Source organism: Pseudoalteromonas sp. T1lg48, assembly GCF_002964785.1.
Lineage (GTDB): Bacteria > Pseudomonadota > Gammaproteobacteria > Enterobacterales > Alteromonadaceae > Pseudoalteromonas.
Genome location: NZ_PQCC01000002.1, coordinates 344,277 through 360,611 on the forward strand (window position 1 = coordinate 344,277; position 16,335 = coordinate 360,611).

16 protein-coding genes and 1 pseudogene are annotated in these 16,335 nt (G+C 50.1%); 6 read left to right on the plus strand and 11 right to left on the minus strand.

Features of this window, described 5'->3' with window-relative positions; all coding sequences use genetic code 11:
- Window positions 1–118: 118 nt before the first annotated feature.
- The 7 genes from ampE to C2M29_RS03415 form a co-directional block, all read right to left on the minus strand.
- Entirely contained in the window at window positions 119–967 is an 849-nt protein-coding gene (ampE, locus tag C2M29_RS03385) for a beta-lactamase regulator AmpE (protein WP_105188394.1), read from the minus strand.
- Between the two features lie 17 nt (window positions 968–984).
- Window positions 985–1,557 carry a 1,6-anhydro-N-acetylmuramyl-L-alanine amidase AmpD gene (ampD, locus tag C2M29_RS03390; protein ID WP_105188395.1) on the minus strand — a complete coding sequence of 191 codons (573 nt, stop codon included), beginning with the start codon at window positions 1,555–1,557 and terminating at the stop codon, window positions 985–987.
- 38 nt (window positions 1,558–1,595) lie between these two features.
- Window positions 1,596–1,853 carry a hypothetical protein gene (locus C2M29_RS03395; protein WP_158684638.1) on the minus strand — a complete coding sequence of 86 codons (258 nt, stop codon included), beginning with the start codon at window positions 1,851–1,853 and terminating at the stop codon, window positions 1,596–1,598.
- Window positions 1,854–1,958: 105 nt separating this feature from the next.
- On the minus strand, window positions 1,959–2,969 hold the full coding sequence (gene gpsA / locus C2M29_RS03400; RefSeq protein ID WP_105188397.1) for an NAD(P)H-dependent glycerol-3-phosphate dehydrogenase: 1,011 nt from the start codon (window positions 2,967–2,969) through the stop codon (window positions 1,959–1,961).
- A gap of 3 nt (window positions 2,970–2,972) precedes the next feature.
- Entirely contained in the window at window positions 2,973–3,452 is a 480-nt protein-coding gene (gene secB, locus C2M29_RS03405; RefSeq protein ID WP_105188398.1) for a protein-export chaperone SecB, read from the minus strand.
- Between the two features lie 67 nt (window positions 3,453–3,519).
- On the minus strand, window positions 3,520–3,777 hold the full coding sequence (gene grxC / locus C2M29_RS03410) for a glutaredoxin 3 (RefSeq protein WP_105188399.1): 258 nt from the start codon (window positions 3,775–3,777) through the stop codon (window positions 3,520–3,522).
- Window positions 3,778–3,796: 19 nt separating this feature from the next.
- Window positions 3,797–4,228, minus strand: coding sequence for a rhodanese-like domain-containing protein (locus C2M29_RS03415; RefSeq protein ID WP_105188400.1), 432 nt, complete (start codon window positions 4,226–4,228; stop codon window positions 3,797–3,799).
- Window positions 4,229–4,377: 149 nt separating this feature from the next.
- Between C2M29_RS03415 and gpmM the strand changes: the two genes are divergently transcribed.
- The 4 genes from gpmM (at window position 4,378) to C2M29_RS03435 (ending at window position 9,158) form a co-directional block, all read left to right on the plus strand.
- Window positions 4,378–5,913, plus strand: a complete 1,536-nt coding sequence (gpmM, locus tag C2M29_RS03420) for a 2,3-bisphosphoglycerate-independent phosphoglycerate mutase (protein WP_105188401.1) — start codon at window positions 4,378–4,380, stop codon at window positions 5,911–5,913.
- A gap of 11 nt (window positions 5,914–5,924) precedes the next feature.
- On the plus strand, window positions 5,925–7,079 hold the full coding sequence (locus tag C2M29_RS03425; protein WP_105188402.1) for a murein hydrolase activator EnvC family protein: 1,155 nt from the start codon (window positions 5,925–5,927) through the stop codon (window positions 7,077–7,079).
- A gap of 32 nt (window positions 7,080–7,111) precedes the next feature.
- Window positions 7,112–8,314: a S41 family peptidase gene (locus C2M29_RS03430; protein WP_105188403.1), complete on the plus strand. Its 1,203-nt coding sequence runs from the start codon at window positions 7,112–7,114 to the stop codon at window positions 8,312–8,314.
- A gap of 97 nt (window positions 8,315–8,411) precedes the next feature.
- Window positions 8,412–9,158: a divergent polysaccharide deacetylase family protein gene (locus tag C2M29_RS03435; protein WP_105188626.1), complete on the plus strand. Its 747-nt coding sequence runs from the start codon at window positions 8,412–8,414 to the stop codon at window positions 9,156–9,158.
- 69 nt (window positions 9,159–9,227) lie between these two features.
- Here C2M29_RS03435 and tkt read toward each other — a convergent pair whose 3' ends face one another.
- Entirely contained in the window at window positions 9,228–11,219 is a 1,992-nt protein-coding gene (tkt, locus tag C2M29_RS03440) for a transketolase (RefSeq protein WP_105188404.1), read from the minus strand.
- A gap of 347 nt (window positions 11,220–11,566) precedes the next feature.
- On the opposite strand from tkt, the gene metK reads away from it, so the two are divergent.
- A complete protein-coding gene (metK, locus tag C2M29_RS03445; RefSeq protein WP_105188405.1) occupies window positions 11,567–12,718 on the plus strand; it encodes a methionine adenosyltransferase in 1,152 nt (383 codons plus the stop codon).
- Window positions 12,719–12,758: 40 nt separating this feature from the next.
- Here the strand turns inward: metK and C2M29_RS03450 are convergent, their stop codons facing one another.
- Window positions 12,759–13,433 carry an START domain-containing protein gene (locus tag C2M29_RS03450; protein WP_158684639.1) on the minus strand — a complete coding sequence of 225 codons (675 nt, stop codon included), beginning with the start codon at window positions 13,431–13,433 and terminating at the stop codon, window positions 12,759–12,761.
- Window positions 13,393–14,916 (minus strand): CYTH and CHAD domain-containing protein, encoded by a 1,524-nt coding sequence (locus tag C2M29_RS03455; protein WP_105188407.1) that lies wholly within the window; start codon window positions 14,914–14,916, stop codon window positions 13,393–13,395. Before C2M29_RS03455 ends, C2M29_RS03450 begins: the two co-directional genes overlap by 41 nt.
- Before the next feature lie 200 nt (window positions 14,917–15,116).
- On the opposite strand from C2M29_RS03455, the gene C2M29_RS03460 reads away from it, so the two are divergent.
- On the plus strand, window positions 15,117–15,707 hold the full coding sequence (locus C2M29_RS03460; RefSeq protein WP_105188408.1) for a TIGR04211 family SH3 domain-containing protein: 591 nt from the start codon (window positions 15,117–15,119) through the stop codon (window positions 15,705–15,707).
- A gap of 50 nt (window positions 15,708–15,757) precedes the next feature.
- On the opposite strand, the pseudogene C2M29_RS03465 reads toward C2M29_RS03460, so the two are convergent.
- Window positions 15,758–16,239 (minus strand): annotated as a pseudogene (locus C2M29_RS03465) (winged helix-turn-helix transcriptional regulator).
- Window positions 16,240–16,335: the final 96 nt, after the last annotated feature.

The following is a 16,335-nucleotide window of genomic DNA, read 5'->3' on the forward strand; positions in this document are numbered from 1 at the left end:
AAGAATGGCCGCTATTGTAATAGACCTAGGCCTTGAGTGTAAGGGGGGAGTATAAATAAAAACCGCTGTGGCTTAGATTGCAGACCCCGAGGTGAGCAACCTAAGCCGACATTTGCTCCTAGGCCAAACCACCAAACAAGGTAAGTATCGCGATTAATGCCAGGAAGAAGAGTACGTTACGTTTCACCAAACGCATCATACACTGGGCTTCTATGGTGCAGCCATAGTGCTCAATCTCTATCTGTTCTGCGGCCAGGGCGGTTTCGGTGATCACCTGACGATTCGACACCGAGAAATCGAGCACATGGCGCAGCCAGCACTGGGTGCCCTTGGAAAAGTTACCTATCACCAAGTAACCTAAGCTGGCCACCCTAGCTACCGGCCATTCAAGCCAATAGAGAATTTTGCCCAAGGCCTGATGCCAGGGCGCCAGTTCATGCTCGGTTTGTTCACTGAAATCATAGAAGCTGCGCACCAGGGCATAGAACAAGGCGCCCGCAGCCCCCAAAAATACAAACCAAAAAATAACCGTACAGTAAAAGCGAAAGTTCACCCAAGCCAAGGTTTGCGCAAAGGTTTCACCATCTTCTTCGTTTTCGGTGCGTTTTTGCCCCATTTGCAAGGCATATAAGGTGGCCGCTTCGGCATCGTCCCGGGTCAGGGCATTTAAATATCCCTTGTAATAGCCACGCAGGGTGGCACAACCGAAACAGGTGAGTACCACAATGGTATTAACCAGCAGTTGCCAAAGGACAAAATCACTTAATTTAGCGAGGGCAAAAACCAGGGCACTGGGGATCAATAACCACAAGATCATACCGGCTTCTTTACCTAAGCCGCTAAAGCGTTTTAGCAGGCTAATACTTTGCCCTTGATACCAATGGGCATAGGTGGCAATTTGCCAGTTTTTTGAGCGCGCGCCGAGGCGTTCGGCGATAAGCGCAAAAATGATAGCGATCAGAGTCATAGCGGCAATAAGTTAACTTATATTTCCTTTAGTCTATCGCAATTACTGGTAAATGTAAGGTCAAAAAAGTATGTCCAATCAAACGCTTCGCCCGGATCGGTTTTACGACCCGGGGCGATGTCGCTGTGTCCGACAATGCGCTCGCGCGTGATCTGCGGGTAGCGTTGCATAAGTGCCTGGGTCAGCTTCGCCAGACTCTCATATTGGGCCTGGGTGTAGTCACTTTGGTCGGTGCCTTCGAGCTCAATACCTATGCTGAAGTCGTTACAACGCTCGCGCCCGGCAAACTGTGAAACCCCGGCATGCCAGGCTCGCTCACTAAAAGGTACGTATTGGCGCACCTGCCCCTGACGGTCAATTAGACAGTGGGCTGATACCCGCACTCCTTGCAATGAACTAAAGCTTGGATGGGCGTCACAATCGAGGTTACCGGCAAACAGAGCATCAATATAAGGGGTGCCATAGTGCCCTTCGGGCAGGGAAATACAATGGATCACCAGTAGCGAGACCTCCCCCTGCGGACGCGCATCGAAATGTGTGCATGGATGCTGCTGCGCTTGGGCGTAAACCCCTTGTTCATTGATTACCATAAGCCCGCTCCCGTTACCTTTGCCGACATGGTAAAAGTCTAGGGCTGATGGCGCAAGGGCAGCTCAGGAGAAAAGTCACAGTCGCCGTGACGGTCAACCGTGACCAACTCATTATTACGGTGCAACACCGCTAATTGCGGGGGCGGACAGTCGGTACGCACAAAGTCCAGCTGGTAACCCAGTTTGGTCAGGCTGTATACCTTATTAACCTGCTCAGCTGTGAGTCTGGCGTAGTGTTGATTGAAGGTTCTTTTGCCACGGCGGCGCTCCGCGCCCGTTTGCTTTGTTGTCGCCATAATGTCCATCCTTTAGACGTTATCATAGCCTCAAAGCATAAAACAAAAAAAAAGCACGGGCAAAAAACCGTGCTTTTTTGTACGTGAAAGAATTGGCTCGAAAGCTTACTCGGCGCGCTGTTCGCGCCCCAGCAGAGCCATGGCGGCTTCTTTCACGTCTTTGTTTTCATACAGCACCTGATAGATTTGCTCGGTGATCGGCATCTCAATGCCACTGCGTTTAGCCAGCATATAGACTTCTTTGGTATTTCTATAGCCTTCAACCACCTGACCAATCTGTCGCTGCGCCGCTTCCACATCCAGGCCCTGCCCCAGAGCTAAACCAAAGCGTCTATTGCGCGACTGGTTATCGGTGCAGGTAAGGATCAAATCTCCCAACCCAGCCATCCCCATAAAGGTTTCCGACTTGGCACCAAGGGCACACCCCAGGCGACATAATTCGGCTAAACCTCGGGTGATCAGGGCGGTACGGGCATTGGCACCAAAACCAAAACCATCCGAGATACCGGCACCGATGGCGATAACATTCTTCACCGCGCCACCGAGTTGAATACCGATAAAGTCATTGTTGCGATACACCCTAAATGAGCGGCCACAATGAAGCAGGCTCGATAAGCGTTCACAGAAGCTATCGCTGGTCGCCGATACCGAAATCGCCGTGGGTAATCCCGCAGCCATTTCTTTAGCAAAAGTAGGCCCCGATAACACCGCCAGTTCCACCTTATCGCCCAGTTTTTGCGTGGCAACGTCCTGCAACAAGCGCCCAGTATCTGGCTCTAAGCCCTTGGTCGCCCACGCCACCTTGGCGTCGCTGCGCAACATAGGGGCAATGGTTTCCAACAGCCCGGCAAAGGCATGGCTCGGCACCACCACCAACAGGATGTCGCTGCTTTGCACCGCTTTTTCTAACGAGCTTTCAAGGATCAGGGTTTCAGGAAAAGGAATATCGCCGAGGTACTGTTCATTTTTGCGCTCGCGAGCCAGCTTCTCGACTTGATTGGCATCGCGCCCCCATAGGGTCACTGGGTGGCCATTACGGGCGAAACAAATAGCAAGGGCGGTGCCATAAGACCCCGCCCCTAGAACAGTGACAGCTGAAGGTGCTGTTTTGCTCATAACTTATGCGTCGGCTTGTTGTGCTTGCTCAGCAGCGCGTTGCTGCATGTATTGGGCAAATAACGCGTCAAAGTTAACCGGAGCCAGGTTCAACTGCGGGAAGGTACCACGGTTTACCAGGTTAGATACGGCTTCACGAGCATACGGGAAAAGTACGTTCGGGCAGAAAGCACCAAGCATGTGTGCAGTTTGTAGCTCTTCTAGTTCACCGATAGTGAAGATACCAGCCTGTTGGATTTCACATAGGAAAGCCGTTTCTTCGCCGATAGTAGCGGTTACGGTTAGCGCTAGCACTACTTCGTAGATGCCTTCTTCTAACTTGTTTGAACGCGTATCTATGTCTAGCTTAACTTCTGGCTTCCACTCTTTTTGGAAAATAGCCGGTGAGTTTGGTGTCTCGAAAGATACGTCTTTAGTGTAAATACGTTGAATTGAGAATTGCGCTTGTTGTTCTTGTGCTGCGCCTTGATTTTGCTCTTCCATTGTCGTTCCTATCAATCTGTTAATGGTACTGAGCCGCATTCGCTGCGGCTCGATACCTAAAAAGTTGTTATACGTTTAATAACGCGTTTAATTCGCCACGAGCTTCGAGTGCCATCATATCATCGCAGCCGCCAATGTGCTGTTCGCCGATAAAAATCTGCGGCACAGTGTAACCACCATTGGCGCGGGCGATCATTTCATCGCGCAGCTCAGGCTGAAGGCCAATATCATACTCGGTATAAGTGACACCTTTTTTATCCAGCAGAGCCTTAGCACGCTGACAAAAGGGACAATATTCTTTGCTGTATAAAACTACATCGCTCATAACTTGCTCTTAATACTAATTAGCGGCCCGATACCTGAGGTAATCCGGCACTTTGCCATGATTGCATGCCACCAGAAAGGATAAAGACACTTTCAAATCCGGCTTTTCCTAGGTTATTGGCAATGCCTGAAGCCGTCATACCCGTAGCGCATACCAATATAATGGGTTGGCTTTTATGCTTTTCAAGCTCTGCAAAGTCACTTTGTTTCGCTTTTTCCGCACTTAGGTGGATGGCATTAGCAATGCGTCCGGCCGTAAAGTCTTTTTGGGCGCGAATATCAACCACAACCGCGTCTTCGCGATTCACCAACAAGGTGAGCTGCTGCGGATTGATCTGCTTAATGGCCGAAAACTTACTTTTAAACCATCCCGAAATAAGCATAAACACGATAACCAACCAGATAATGCTTAAAATCGGATGATTGCCGATAAATTCTATGTATTGTTCCATACGTTTTACTTTGTTAGTTCAAACCTTGAGGGCGGCACAAGTATACACATTTGCCTTGCACTTACCAATTGGTGAAATATTTTCTACTGCGATATGACGTAAAAAACGGTAGGATATTAACATAACGTGCACATTACCCAGGAGATACAATGACACAGCCCAAAAAGCCGCTCGTTTTGATGATTCTAGACGGATGGGGTTATCGTGAAGAAAGCGAAAGTAACGCCATTTTAGCCGCTAACACCCCGGTTTTAGACAAACTTTGGCAACAGTGCCCACATACGTTAATTTCCGGCTCGGGTATGGACGTCGGTCTTCCCGATGGGCAAATGGGTAACTCCGAAGTAGGCCATGTCAACCTTGGCGCCGGTCGCGTTGTGTACCAAGACTTTACCCGTATCACCAAGGCCATTGACGATGGCACCTTTGCCACCAACCCGGCTCTGGTCAACGCCATCGATGCCGCCGTAGCCGAAGGCAAGGCGGTGCACCTAATGGGACTGATGAGTCCGGGTGGCGTACATAGCCATGAAGACCACATTATTGCCGCCATCGAACTGGCCGCCGCACGTGGTGCCGAACACATCTATGTGCACGCCTTCTTAGATGGCCGCGATACGCCACCGCGCAGCGCCGAAGCCACATTAAAGAACATCGACGCGGCTTTTGCCCGTGTCGGTAAAGGCCGCATTGCCAGCCTAATCGGCCGTTACTATGCCATGGACCGAGATAACCGTTGGGAGCGTATCGAAAGCGCCTACAACCTGATGGTACTGGGTGAAGCCGAGTATCGTGCCGCCGACGCAGTGAGCGGGTTGCACGCCGCTTATGAGCGAGGTGAGAACGATGAATTCGTCAAAGCCACGGTGATCGGCGATACCGCCGCCACCATTAACGATGGCGATGCAGTGTTGTTTATGAACTTCCGCGCCGATCGTGCTCGTCAAATGACCCGCACCTTTGTTGATGCCGACTTTAACGGCTTTAACAAAAAGAAAAGCCCGCAGTTAGCCGCCTTTGTGATGCTCACCGAATACGCCGCAGATATCGATGCGCCGGTGGCCTTCCCCCCCGAGCCACTTAATAATGTGCTTGGTGAATGGCTGGCTAAGCATAATAAAACTCAGCTACGTATTTCCGAAACCGAAAAATACGCACACGTTACCTTCTTCTTCAGCGGTGGCCGCGAGCAAGAGTTTGAAGGTGAAAGTCGTGAGCTTATTCCATCGCCGGATGTGGCCACCTATGATTTGCAACCTGAAATGAACTCAGAGCTACTGACCGATAAGCTGGTCGAAGCCATCCACAGCGGCAAGTACGATGTGATCATCTGTAACTACCCTAATGGCGATATGGTGGGTCACTCGGGTGTATTCGAAGCCGCAGTCAAAGCCTGTGAAGCCGTCGACCACTGTATTGGCCGTGTTGTAGAAGCCCTGGAACAAACCGGTGGTGAAGCGCTGATCACCGCCGACCATGGTAATGCCGAGCAAATGCAAAATGCACAAACCGGCCAAGCGCATACCGCCCACACCAGCGAACCTGTGCCCTTTATCTATATCGGTCGCGATGCCGAGCCGGTAGCGGGTAAAACCTTAAGCGACGTGGCCCCAACCATGTTGCACCTATTAGGCATGGAGCAGCCAGCAGAAATGACAGGCTCGCCGATCATGCTGCTGCGTTAATTGAGACGCATATGTTTAGGTTTATCCACCTAGGCTCACGCACAAGAGTGTCGCTGTTAAGCGCGGCGCTCTTGTCCTTGTGCGCCCTGCCCGCCAGCGCTAATGAAAACCGTACCAAACAAGACTTAACCGAAGTCCAACAAGAACTTAAGAAAAATCAGCAAAACCTTAAAACGCAAAAGCAATCCCTGAGCTCATTGCAACAACAGCTTAAAAAATCCGAGCAGGCCATAGCCAACAATGCCAAAGAGCTGAGGAAACTTGATACTCAGATCAGCACCAATCGCCGCCAACACAACGAATTACAAACGCAGGCAGAGCAATTAGAACAACGCCGCAAAACCTTGGACACCGCCTTAGCAGCACAGCTCAGAAGCGCCTACATGGTCGGCGGTCATGATTATTCCAAGTTGCTACTCAATCAGCAAAACACCGCTAAGTTAGAGCGCACCATTAGTTACTATGACTACCTCAACAAGGCGCGCTTAAAACAACTTGATGAACTGCGCCAAACCCTCAAAGAAATAGAAGAAAATCAATTGGCACTGGCGCAAAACCGCGAGCAGCTTGAACAACTGCGAAGCCAAGAAGAACAACAAAGACAGCAATTGTTAGCCGCCAAGAGCGAACGCCAGGCTCAGGTGCTGGCGCTGCAAAGCGAATTGAATCAGCTGCAAAGCTCCATCGCTTACCTTAAAGATAACGAACAAACTCTGATCACCACCATAGAAGAGCTTGAGCAGACCAAGACTCGTCAGGTGGCCATGCTCGGCCTTGGCAGCAGTAAGGGCAAACTAAACTGGCCAACACGGGGCTCGTTAAAACATCGCTTTGGCACCCGAAAACGCCCTGGCTTTAATTGGAAAGGGGTGGTGATCAATGCCAAAGAAGGCAGCAACATCAACAGCATCGAAGACGGTCAGGTGGTGTTTGCCGACTGGCTTAAGGGCTTTGGCTGGGTCATGGTGGTTGACCATGGCAAGGGCTACATGAGCCTCTACGGCCACGCTCAAGCCCTGCTCAAGGAAGTCGGCGATCAGGTCTATCAAGGCGAGACCATTGCCCTGGTTGGTCAGAGCGGCGGCCAGATTGATCCTGGTCTATACTTCGAGATACGTCACAAAGGACGTGCCGTTAACCCAACTACCTGGTGCAGGTCCTCCTAATTGAATAGCGGCTGCGCCACAAGGGGCAGCCTATGTTTGCATATAACGCACTCATTTTTAGGCACTTTTTAACCTGGTGCATAGCCATTGCGCTAAGCATTTTCAGTGCCTCAACGTCGGCGCAGGAAAGCCAACTCGAAGAAGTTTTATTTCATATTAACCACTTTTATGTTGAGGAAGTGGACCGAGCCAAACTGGATCATCATGTGCTTAGCAGTCTGCTCAGCGAGCTCGATCCCTACAGCGAATACCTTGACGAACAGGAATTAAAACGCCTGTTTGATGTCACCAATGGCGAGTACAAGGGTCTAGGAATAGAGGTCGAAAAACGCGATGACCATGTGGTGATAGTTTCGGCGTTGCCCAACTCACCGGCCCAAGCCGCAGGCTTGTTAGGTGGTGATATTTTATTGGCAATCAACGATGTGGCCGTAATTGATAAGTCGTTGGAAGACGTATCAAAACTGATCAATAGTCGGGAAAATGGCGAAGTCACCCTGGCCATTGCCCGTGCCGGGCATTCGCAACGGCTCGATTTTCACCTCACCCGCCAACCGATACATATCGAAAGCGTAAACAGCGAGCTTAAAGCCAATCGCACAGGGTACTTGCGCATCAATAGCTTTAATAACCACAGCTATCATGACGTCGCCCGTCATATTACCAAGATGCAACAGCAAAGTGGCGCCGCATTGAAGGGCTTGTTAATTGATTTACGAGATAACCCGGGCGGCACCTTCGATAGCGCCGTCAATATCGCCGACTTGTTTCTCTCTACCGGCACTATAGTCTCGACCCGAGGCCGATTTATCGAAGCCAATCAACGCTTTGTTGCCCAGCCAGGTGATATTTTAGAAGGCGCTCCTATTGTGGTGCTGATCAACCAAGGTTCGGCCTCCGCGGCAGAAATCGTGGCCGGTGCACTGAAAGACAATCACAGAGCCAAGGTGGTAGGAACCCGCTCTTATGGCAAGGGTTCGGTGCAGTCGCTGATCCCTTTAGGCGATGGTCGCAGCGCATTAAAACTAACAACCGCAAAATACTATACCCCCTCAGGCATTTCCATTGAGGGAACGGGGATCACCCCGGATGTCGCTATTTTGCAACCAGACCTTTCCCAATCAAATAAAGAGGTTATAATCAATTTAGCGGCTGGGAAAAGTGCCAATAACAATCTTACCGCTTTATTGGACACACAATTAATAAAAGCCCAGCAAGTGCTAGAAGAATACTAAAAAATAATAATAGTGAGCCAATGCGAAAAACATTGGCTCTAATAAGAGCATCAACAGAAGAATTACTATTACTGTGCACACACTTAAATGGATTGTTGTGGTTGTGCTAGTGGCTTATCAGGTGATCAGTCAACCGGTACAAGCAAAACAGGTGGCCATCGTTATCGACGATATTGGTTATCAACGTAATGATATGTCCGCCTTAAACTTACCCGGCCAGCTCACCTTTGCCATCTTGCCTTTCACTCCCTATGCCACACGCTTTGCCAATCAGGCCAATGCGCAAAATAAAGAAATTATGCTCCACGCCCCCATGCAATCGCTCAATGATCGAGCCCTTGGACCCGGCGCCCTAACCATGAATATGCCCAAGGAAGACTTTCAGAGCCGTTTGCGGGAGGCGCTAAGCAGCTTGCCGAATATTAAGGGCGTGAACAATCACATGGGCTCGCTCTTGACCCAGCAGAATATGCCGATGAACTGGACCATGGAAGTGCTCAAGGAGCAGGACCTTTATTTCCTCGACAGTAAAACCACCCCGCACTCCAAGGCGCAAAGCATTGCGACTCTCTATGGCGTCGAAAACATAGCGCGACATGTGTTTTTAGATAATATCACCAGTGAAAAACAGCTGCGTTTTCGTTTTGATCAGCTCAAACGCATTGCCAAGCGCCATGACTATGCGGTGGCGATTGCTCACCCCTATCCGGAAACCTTTGCCTTCTTGCAAGGCGCGCTGGATGAGCTTCAGACGGAAGGCATTGAATTGGTGCCTCTGTCACAGTTAGTGCAACTGCGAACCCTGCGCCTGGCTCAGGCTAAAAGGACGAAAACCAGCGAATAATGAGTGCCATTTTTTGAGGACATAAAAAAACCCGCGCCATGCGCGGGTTTTTCATACACAAACCAGTGATTAGAATTGGCTGTTTGCCGCCGCTACCACATTGTCCACGGTAAAGCCGAACAACTTGAACAGCTCGTCCGCTGGCGCCGACTCACCAAAGGTCGTCATGCCAATCACCTTGCCATTTAGACCAACATACTTGTACCAGAAGTCGGCGATGCCGGCTTCAACGGCAACACGGCGAGTCACCGCAGCAGGTAGTACAGATTCTTTATAGGCTGCATCTTGCTCATCAAACAGATCAGTCGAAGGCATAGATACTACACGTACCTGCTTACCTTGTGCACGCAGTTCGGTGGCCGCGTCCATAGCCAGTTGTACTTCTGAACCGGTAGCGATCAAAATCACCTCAGGGTTGCCGTCACAGCTTAGTACATAGCCGCCTTTCTTAACGTTTGCCAGCTGCTCGGAGGTACGCGCTTGCTGGGCTAGACCCTGACGGGTAAATACCAGTGACGTTGGACCGTCTTTGCGCTCGATCGCTTGTTGCCAGGCGATAGCCGACTCCACCTGATCACAAGGACGCCAGTTAACCAGGTTAGGGGTATAACGCAGGCTCGCCATTTGCTCTACCGGCTGGTGCGTTGGACCGTCTTCACCCAGACCGATTGAATCATGGGTGTACACGAAGATGCTCGGCGTTTTCATCAGCGCCGCCATACGTACCGCGTTGCGAGCGTATTCCATAAACATTAAGAAGGTCGCACCGTAAGGAATAAAGCCTTTGTGCAGCGCGATACCATTCATGATCGCCGACATACCAAACTCACGCACACCGTAGAAGATGTAGTTGCCGTTGGCATCATCGCTGGTCAAGCCTTTAGAGCCGCTCCACAGCGTTAGGTTTGAGCCGGCCAAGTCCGCCGAGCCACCCATAAACTCTGGCAACATAGGACCGAAGGCATTCAGGGCATTTTGTGATGCTTTACGCGTTGCCGGGTTATCCGGGTTTGCTTGCAGCTGCTCGATGTAGGCTTGTGACTTTTCAGCCCAATCCGCTGGCAGCTCACTGTTTTGACGACGCTCAAATTCCGCTGCTAGTTCAGGGAACTCAGCCTGATAGGCAGCAAACTTATCTTTCCAGCTTTGTTCTTTTTGCTGACCCGCTTCTTTAGCGTCCCACTGGCTGTAAACGTCCTGAGGGATTACGAAAGGTTCATGGCTCCAGCCCAGGAACTCGCGTGCCGCTTTAATTTCTTCATCACCTAGCGGTGCACCGTGACAATCATGGCTGCCCGACTTATTCGGTGAGCCGTAACCGATCACTGTTTTACAGCAGATAAGCGTTGGTTTGTCACCATTGGCACGGCCTTCTTCGATTGCCGCGCGAATCGCTTCGCTGTCGTGACCATCAACACCACGTACCACGTGCCAGCCGTATGACTCGAAACGTGCTGGCGTATCATCACTGAACCAACCTTCTACCTCACCGTCGATTGAGATGCCGTTGTCATCCCAGAACGCGATCAGCTTGCCCAGACCCAGCGTACCGGCTAATGAACAAGCTTCGTGCGAGATACCTTCCATCAAACAGCCATCGCCCAAAAAGGTGTAGGTGTAGTGATCAACAATCTCGTGGCCTTCGCGGTTAAATTGCGCTGCCAGGGCTTTCTCAGCGATAGCCATACCCACAGCGTTGGTGATCCCCTGGCCTAATGGGCCCGTAGTGGTTTCTACGCCGGGTGCATACCCATACTCTGGGTGACCCGGTGTTTTTGAGTGAAGTTGGCGGAAGTTTTTAATTTCCTCCATAGGTAGGTCATAGCCGCTTAGGTGTAGAAGCGAATAAATCAGCATTGAACCGTGGCCATTGGACAGGATAAATCGGTCGCGATCAACCCACTGGGGATTAGTAGGGTTGTGCTTTAAGTAATCACGCCAAAGGACTTCGGCGATATCGGCCATGCCCATAGGGGCACCCGGGTGACCTGATTTAGCTTGTTGAACGGCGTCCATGGACAAGACGCGGATGGCGTTAGCGAGTTCTTTGCGAGATGGCATGAATTCTCCTACCTTTAAGTGTATTTGCGCTGGAAGATTCGCCTTCGCTCATGCTAGCGAAGGGAAAATAGGTGCCCATTTTTACTTATTCATACGCCCCCTGCAAATAAAACTTGTGGCCAAAGTGAACGACTTTAGAATTACTCATGAACTGGAGTAATTACTTTAGCTGTTTTAGAGTTGCCGCTGGGCTTGGCAAGTAGAAATAAGTAATTTGGACGTCTAGGCGTAAAATTGCTATGCAAGGTGCGATCATTTAGCTAGAATACGCGCCTTATTTTTATGCTGCGCTGCGCCCAGAGGTTGGTGACGAGTTTGGGAAGCGCGAGACTTGTGAGAAAAAACCAATGGCAAAACATTTATTTACTTCTGAGTCAGTATCTGAGGGGCACCCGGATAAAATCGCTGACCAAATTTCAGATGCGGTATTAGATGCTATTTTGGAGCAAGACCCGCACGCCCGTGTCGCTTGTGAAACCTATGTAAAGACCGGCATGGTTATGGTTGGCGGTGAAATCACTACCAGCGCATGGGTTGACATCGAAGAGCTTACTCGTAAAACAGTACGTGAGATTGGCTACACCCACTCAGACATGGGTTTTGATGCGGATTCATGTGCGATCCTTAACACCATTGGTAAACAGTCTCCTGACATCAACCAGGGTGTTGACCGTGCACGCCCTGAAGATCAAGGCGCCGGTGACCAGGGTCTGATGTTCGGTTACGCCTGTAACGAAACAGACGTATTGATGCCTGCTCCTATCACCTATTCACACCGTCTGGTACAGCGTCAAGCGCACGTTCGTAAAAACGGTGAGCTACCTTGGCTTCGCCCTGATGCAAAGTCTCAGGTAACCTTTGCTTATGAAAATGGTAAAGCGGTTGGTATCGACGCGGTTGTTCTTTCGACACAGCACTGTGACACCATTTCGCAAGACGCCCTGGTTGAAGCCGTGATGGAAACCATCATCAAGCCGACACTTCCGGCCGAGCTAATCACTTCAGCCACTAAGTTCTTTATCAACCCAACCGGCCGTTTTGTTATCGGTGGCCCTATGGGTGACTGTGGTCTGACTGGTCGTAAAATCATCGTTGATACTTACGGTGGTATGGCCCGTCACGGTGGTGGTGCCTTCTCTGGTAAGGATCCATCAAAAGTTGACCGTTCAGCAGCCTACGCAGCCCGTTATGTAGCTAAGAACATCGTTGCCGCCGGTCTTGCAGATCGTTGTGAAATTCAAGTGTCTTACGCTATCGGTGTTGCCGAGCCAACATCTATCAGCGTAGAAACCTTCGGCACCGGCAAGCTAGACGAAGAGCACCTAATTGCACTTATCCGCAAGCACTTCGACCTACGTCCTTATGGCCTGATCCAGATGCTTGACCTTGAGCGTCCTATTTATCAACCTACCGCTGCCTACGGTCACTTCGGTCGCGATGAGTTCCCATGGGAAGCGACGGACAAAGTAGAAGCATTAAAAGCAGACGCGGGCTTCTAAGGCAACCGCATAGAAAAAAAGCGCTCAATGAGCGCTTTTTTTATTTCTGCTTAAAGCCGGAGCAATCACCTTCTTGCAAAGGCAGGGGTGACATGACCTGGGTCTTGGGCAGCACCCGGCGTAAATTCATCAGCGTCTTGTAGACACTGTTTAGCGACACCCTGTTACTCAGCCAGGTGGGAATGGTACCGCCCGGGTCGGCCACAACCTCATATTCCAACACCAAACCATCCGTTCGCGGCGTCAGCGTCCACAGCGCTTCTAACTCTTTGATGCGTACTCGCCCTTTCCCCACCTCTTGGTCGGGATCCAGACTCTGGATTAACAAGCGTGAGCTTTGCCCCTCCAGGGCTTGGTAACAGGATTCGGTATAGAGCTCCCGGTCGGCCACCGGCCAGGGCGAATTAAGGTGGGTAAAGACCAGGGTTTGATTGGCACTGGGGCTGTCGAGCAAGGTGACTCGCTTTACACCCTCTAGCCAATCAGGTGCATGCTCGGTATCGTGCAACAGGCTAATAAACTGCGCCTTGGTGGCCTTGGCAATAAACAACTTTGCCTTTATGGCATAGTGTCCTTCCGCGGTTTTGTAATAGTGCACCTGGTATTGCTGCGAGTGCTTCCAGGTGCGCCAATTTGCTTGCTCCGCAAAGGCGTAGCTTTGCGCGCTCAGTAGACTAATCGCGCCAATAAGGCTGAATATTACGCGTTGCTTCACGACTTTGCTCCATGGCGCCAAGTAGACTTTCCGTTTTCTGTGTTAGCCAGGCCTGAATTTTGGCCAGCTCTTCACTGTCTTTGCCTTGGCATAGCTGGCCAAGATAATTCAGAGTAAACAGCTCAAAGGTGCCGTGGATAATATCCAGCCACGGGGCTCGGAAATTCATCCGCGCATTTTCATCGAACAAGGCCCCCAGGCAGCAGCCACTCAATAAATTGCGCTCAAGACGCTGCTTTAAGCTCAAGTATTCACTGCTTGAAAGCGACTCATCATTGTCGACCAGGGCACGCATTTCATGCCAATCAAACTCCAGCAGATGAGCTGCGATATCATGGATATTTTTCTCCGCCGCCTGAAATTGTGACTGCCCCCAGGACTGTCGCCAACCCCGCTCGGTTAGCCAAATGGTGAGATCTAACAGCAGCAAGTTATAGCGCTTACTGGTAAAGACTTTTTGTACCTCTTCAATGCTCGGCTGGATGGCCTTTAAATCGTCGATCACCTGGGCCAACTCGGGGGCGGCATTGATCTTTTTATAGTAGGCGTGTTTTTTTGAGGTAAAGGTTTTCAGTTGGATGGCGGTTTCCACCCAGCTTAATTCACTTAACAGCCATTTCAGCTCTGAGCGTAAGCGCTCGGTGTCCTGCTTTTCAACGATGTCGCTAAACAACCACAGGCTATGGCGAATAAGGCTGACTCCGTCGGTAATGCGTTTCAGGGTTTTTAAAGTAGGCTTTTGGAAATAGCATTCCTCATGTTTTTGCACAAAGGTGATGCCATGGTTTAAACACTTCTCCAGTGCCCGCTCCTGCGAGTCGGCATTGCTCAGCGCTACCATGTCGATTTCCTTACTCGCCACCAACGGCTGATCGTCGGCCAAACGATAGCCACGCGCCGCCTTGGAGTAGAGGCCCATACGCAGCGGCAGGTTTTCAATTAACTTTTCAGCCAAAGAAAAGAGCTCGCTGCGCTCGCCTTTAATCAGTTCGATTTCCAGCTCACAGATAGCTTCAACATTGGCATTGGCGGCCACCTCGCCCTTGTCCAACACCACTTCAATCAAGGTGCCGGCCTGGGTTTCTATTAACCAGGTACGGCGAATAAAGTTGGTGCTAAAGAGCGGATATAAGTTTTCGGCGATGGCCTCAACCTGCACCCCGTGCGGCCAAATGCCGGCATCAAACTTGCTCAGCTCTGGACGGTTGCCTTCAATGGGCAAATTAAACTCTGGACGCTGGTGCAACCCCCCGACATTATCGCCGGCTAGCTTAATGGTTTGTTCGCATTGACCATCGCAGCAGCGTGTACGCAGACCTATATCCAGGGCCCGCAGTTCACGACTGGGAGTATCAAAGTAGGCGTTTTGCAGATTACGTGAAGGCTTATTGGTTACGGTTTTTGCAAACTGTGTGATAAGTGCTGGAATTGACGGAATGACCGCCTCAGAAACTAAAAATTTCAGCTCTATTTCAGTGTCCATGCGCTATAGAAGACCAATGAAATTGACAAGAAGACAACATAAACAAAGCCGCTAATGAATGCAAACTTTTTGCTTTCATTTCCCAGTAATTTAGGCCCTTAGCTGCTGGGTTGGGTTACAAAATCGGTCTTGCCATTCGCCACGCCAGCCAATACTATGCCTCAATCAACATCTTATTTACGTAAACAAGGTTTAGTTGCATGCTAAAACACCTGTGTGTTGCGCTACTTTTTATTTCCAGCGCACTAATCACCAAGGCGGCCAACGCCGCTCCAAGTACCGCTTATATCAGTGATGATCTCTACATTTTTATGCACTCTGGTGCGGGTAAAAACTACCGAATTATCGGCTCTGTTAACGCCGGTACCGAAATCAAGCTGGTTACCGGCACGGAAACTAACGGCTTTTTCGAAATTGTCGATGATAAAGAGCGCCAAGGCTGGGTAGAGAGCAAGTATATTAATCAAGAGCAAAGCCTTAAGGTCAAACACCAAAACCTTGCCGAAGAGTTGGCCAGCACCCAGCAAAAGTTACGTGATGTGCAGGCACAGGTACCGCAATTGCAAAGCTTGAACAGTGATTTAACCACCCAAACCGAACAGCTACAGGCACAACTCGAGCAAGCCATTGCCGAGCGTGATGCCATTCAAACCAAGCAGCAGAATTTGCGTTCTAAAGAAAAACGCCAATTACTGACCTATGGCGGCGCCATTGCCTTTATCGGTTTATTCTTAGGGATTATCTTGACCATCTTCCTATCGCGCAGAAAGCGCTACGATGGTTGGGCGTAAACACCCCTTTACATGAATTATTATAAAAAAGAGCGCCCTGGCGCTCTTTTTTATAACTCGATACGCAAGCCGGTATCTTCTTTGACCTTTTCAATCACCATATAGGTATGGTGCGTGCCCACCCCTGGAATATCCACTAGATCGCCCAGCACCTGACGATACTCATTCATATCGCTCACCCGCACTTTCAGCAAATAATCATACCCACCGGCGACCATGTCACACTCTACGACCTGCGGGGTATTCATTATGTGCTCCTTAAAGGTTTTAAACACAGAAGTATTTGAGGTTACCAAGGATACCTGCACATGGGCGAGCAAACTTTGATTGAGCTTCTGCTCACTCAACTTGGCAAAATAACCTTCGTAAAACCTTCCGCCTCGAGACGCTTGACCCGATCCAGGCAAGGGCTCGGACTTAGGTTTACCTGTTTAGCCAGGTTTACATTAGAGATACGACCATTCTTTTGCAGTGCATCAAGGATGGCTAAATCGATTCTATCTAGGACTCGAGACTTGGCTATAAAGGACATAACAGAATTTTATACGGGCAAGGTACAAATATACCCTGTAAATTATCGTAAATGCCAAAATTAAACCAGCATATTCTGCGGTATTTTCTTTAGAAT

What these genes read in the sequence shown, in the direction of transcription:
- ampE (WP_105188394.1), bottom strand. Translation starts at nt 967, where the DNA reads ATGACTCTGATCGCTATCATTTTTGCGCTTATCGCCGAACGCCTCGGC.
- ampD (WP_105188395.1), bottom strand. Translation starts at nt 1,557, where the DNA reads ATGGTAATCAATGAACAAGGGGTTTACGCCCAAGCGCAGCAGCATCCA.
- C2M29_RS03395 (WP_158684638.1), bottom strand. Translation starts at nt 1,853, where the DNA reads ATGGCGACAACAAAGCAAACGGGCGCGGAGCGCCGCCGTGGCAAAAGA.
- gpsA (WP_105188397.1), bottom strand. Translation starts at nt 2,969, where the DNA reads ATGAGCAAAACAGCACCTTCAGCTGTCACTGTTCTAGGGGCGGGGTCT.
- secB (WP_105188398.1), bottom strand. Translation starts at nt 3,452, where the DNA reads ATGGAAGAGCAAAATCAAGGCGCAGCACAAGAACAACAAGCGCAATTC.
- grxC (WP_105188399.1), bottom strand. Translation starts at nt 3,777, where the DNA reads ATGAGCGATGTAGTTTTATACAGCAAAGAATATTGTCCCTTTTGTCAG.
- C2M29_RS03415 (WP_105188400.1), bottom strand. Translation starts at nt 4,228, where the DNA reads ATGGAACAATACATAGAATTTATCGGCAATCATCCGATTTTAAGCATT.
- gpmM (WP_105188401.1), top strand. Translation starts at nt 4,378, where the DNA reads ATGACACAGCCCAAAAAGCCGCTCGTTTTGATGATTCTAGACGGATGG.
- C2M29_RS03425 (WP_105188402.1), top strand. Translation starts at nt 5,925, where the DNA reads ATGTTTAGGTTTATCCACCTAGGCTCACGCACAAGAGTGTCGCTGTTA.
- C2M29_RS03430 (WP_105188403.1), top strand. Translation starts at nt 7,112, where the DNA reads ATGTTTGCATATAACGCACTCATTTTTAGGCACTTTTTAACCTGGTGC.
- tkt (WP_105188404.1), bottom strand. Translation starts at nt 11,219, where the DNA reads ATGCCATCTCGCAAAGAACTCGCTAACGCCATCCGCGTCTTGTCCATG.
- metK (WP_105188405.1), top strand. Translation starts at nt 11,567, where the DNA reads ATGGCAAAACATTTATTTACTTCTGAGTCAGTATCTGAGGGGCACCCG.
- C2M29_RS03455 (WP_105188407.1), bottom strand. Translation starts at nt 14,916, where the DNA reads ATGGACACTGAAATAGAGCTGAAATTTTTAGTTTCTGAGGCGGTCATT.
- C2M29_RS03460 (WP_105188408.1), top strand. Translation starts at nt 15,117, where the DNA reads ATGCTAAAACACCTGTGTGTTGCGCTACTTTTTATTTCCAGCGCACTA.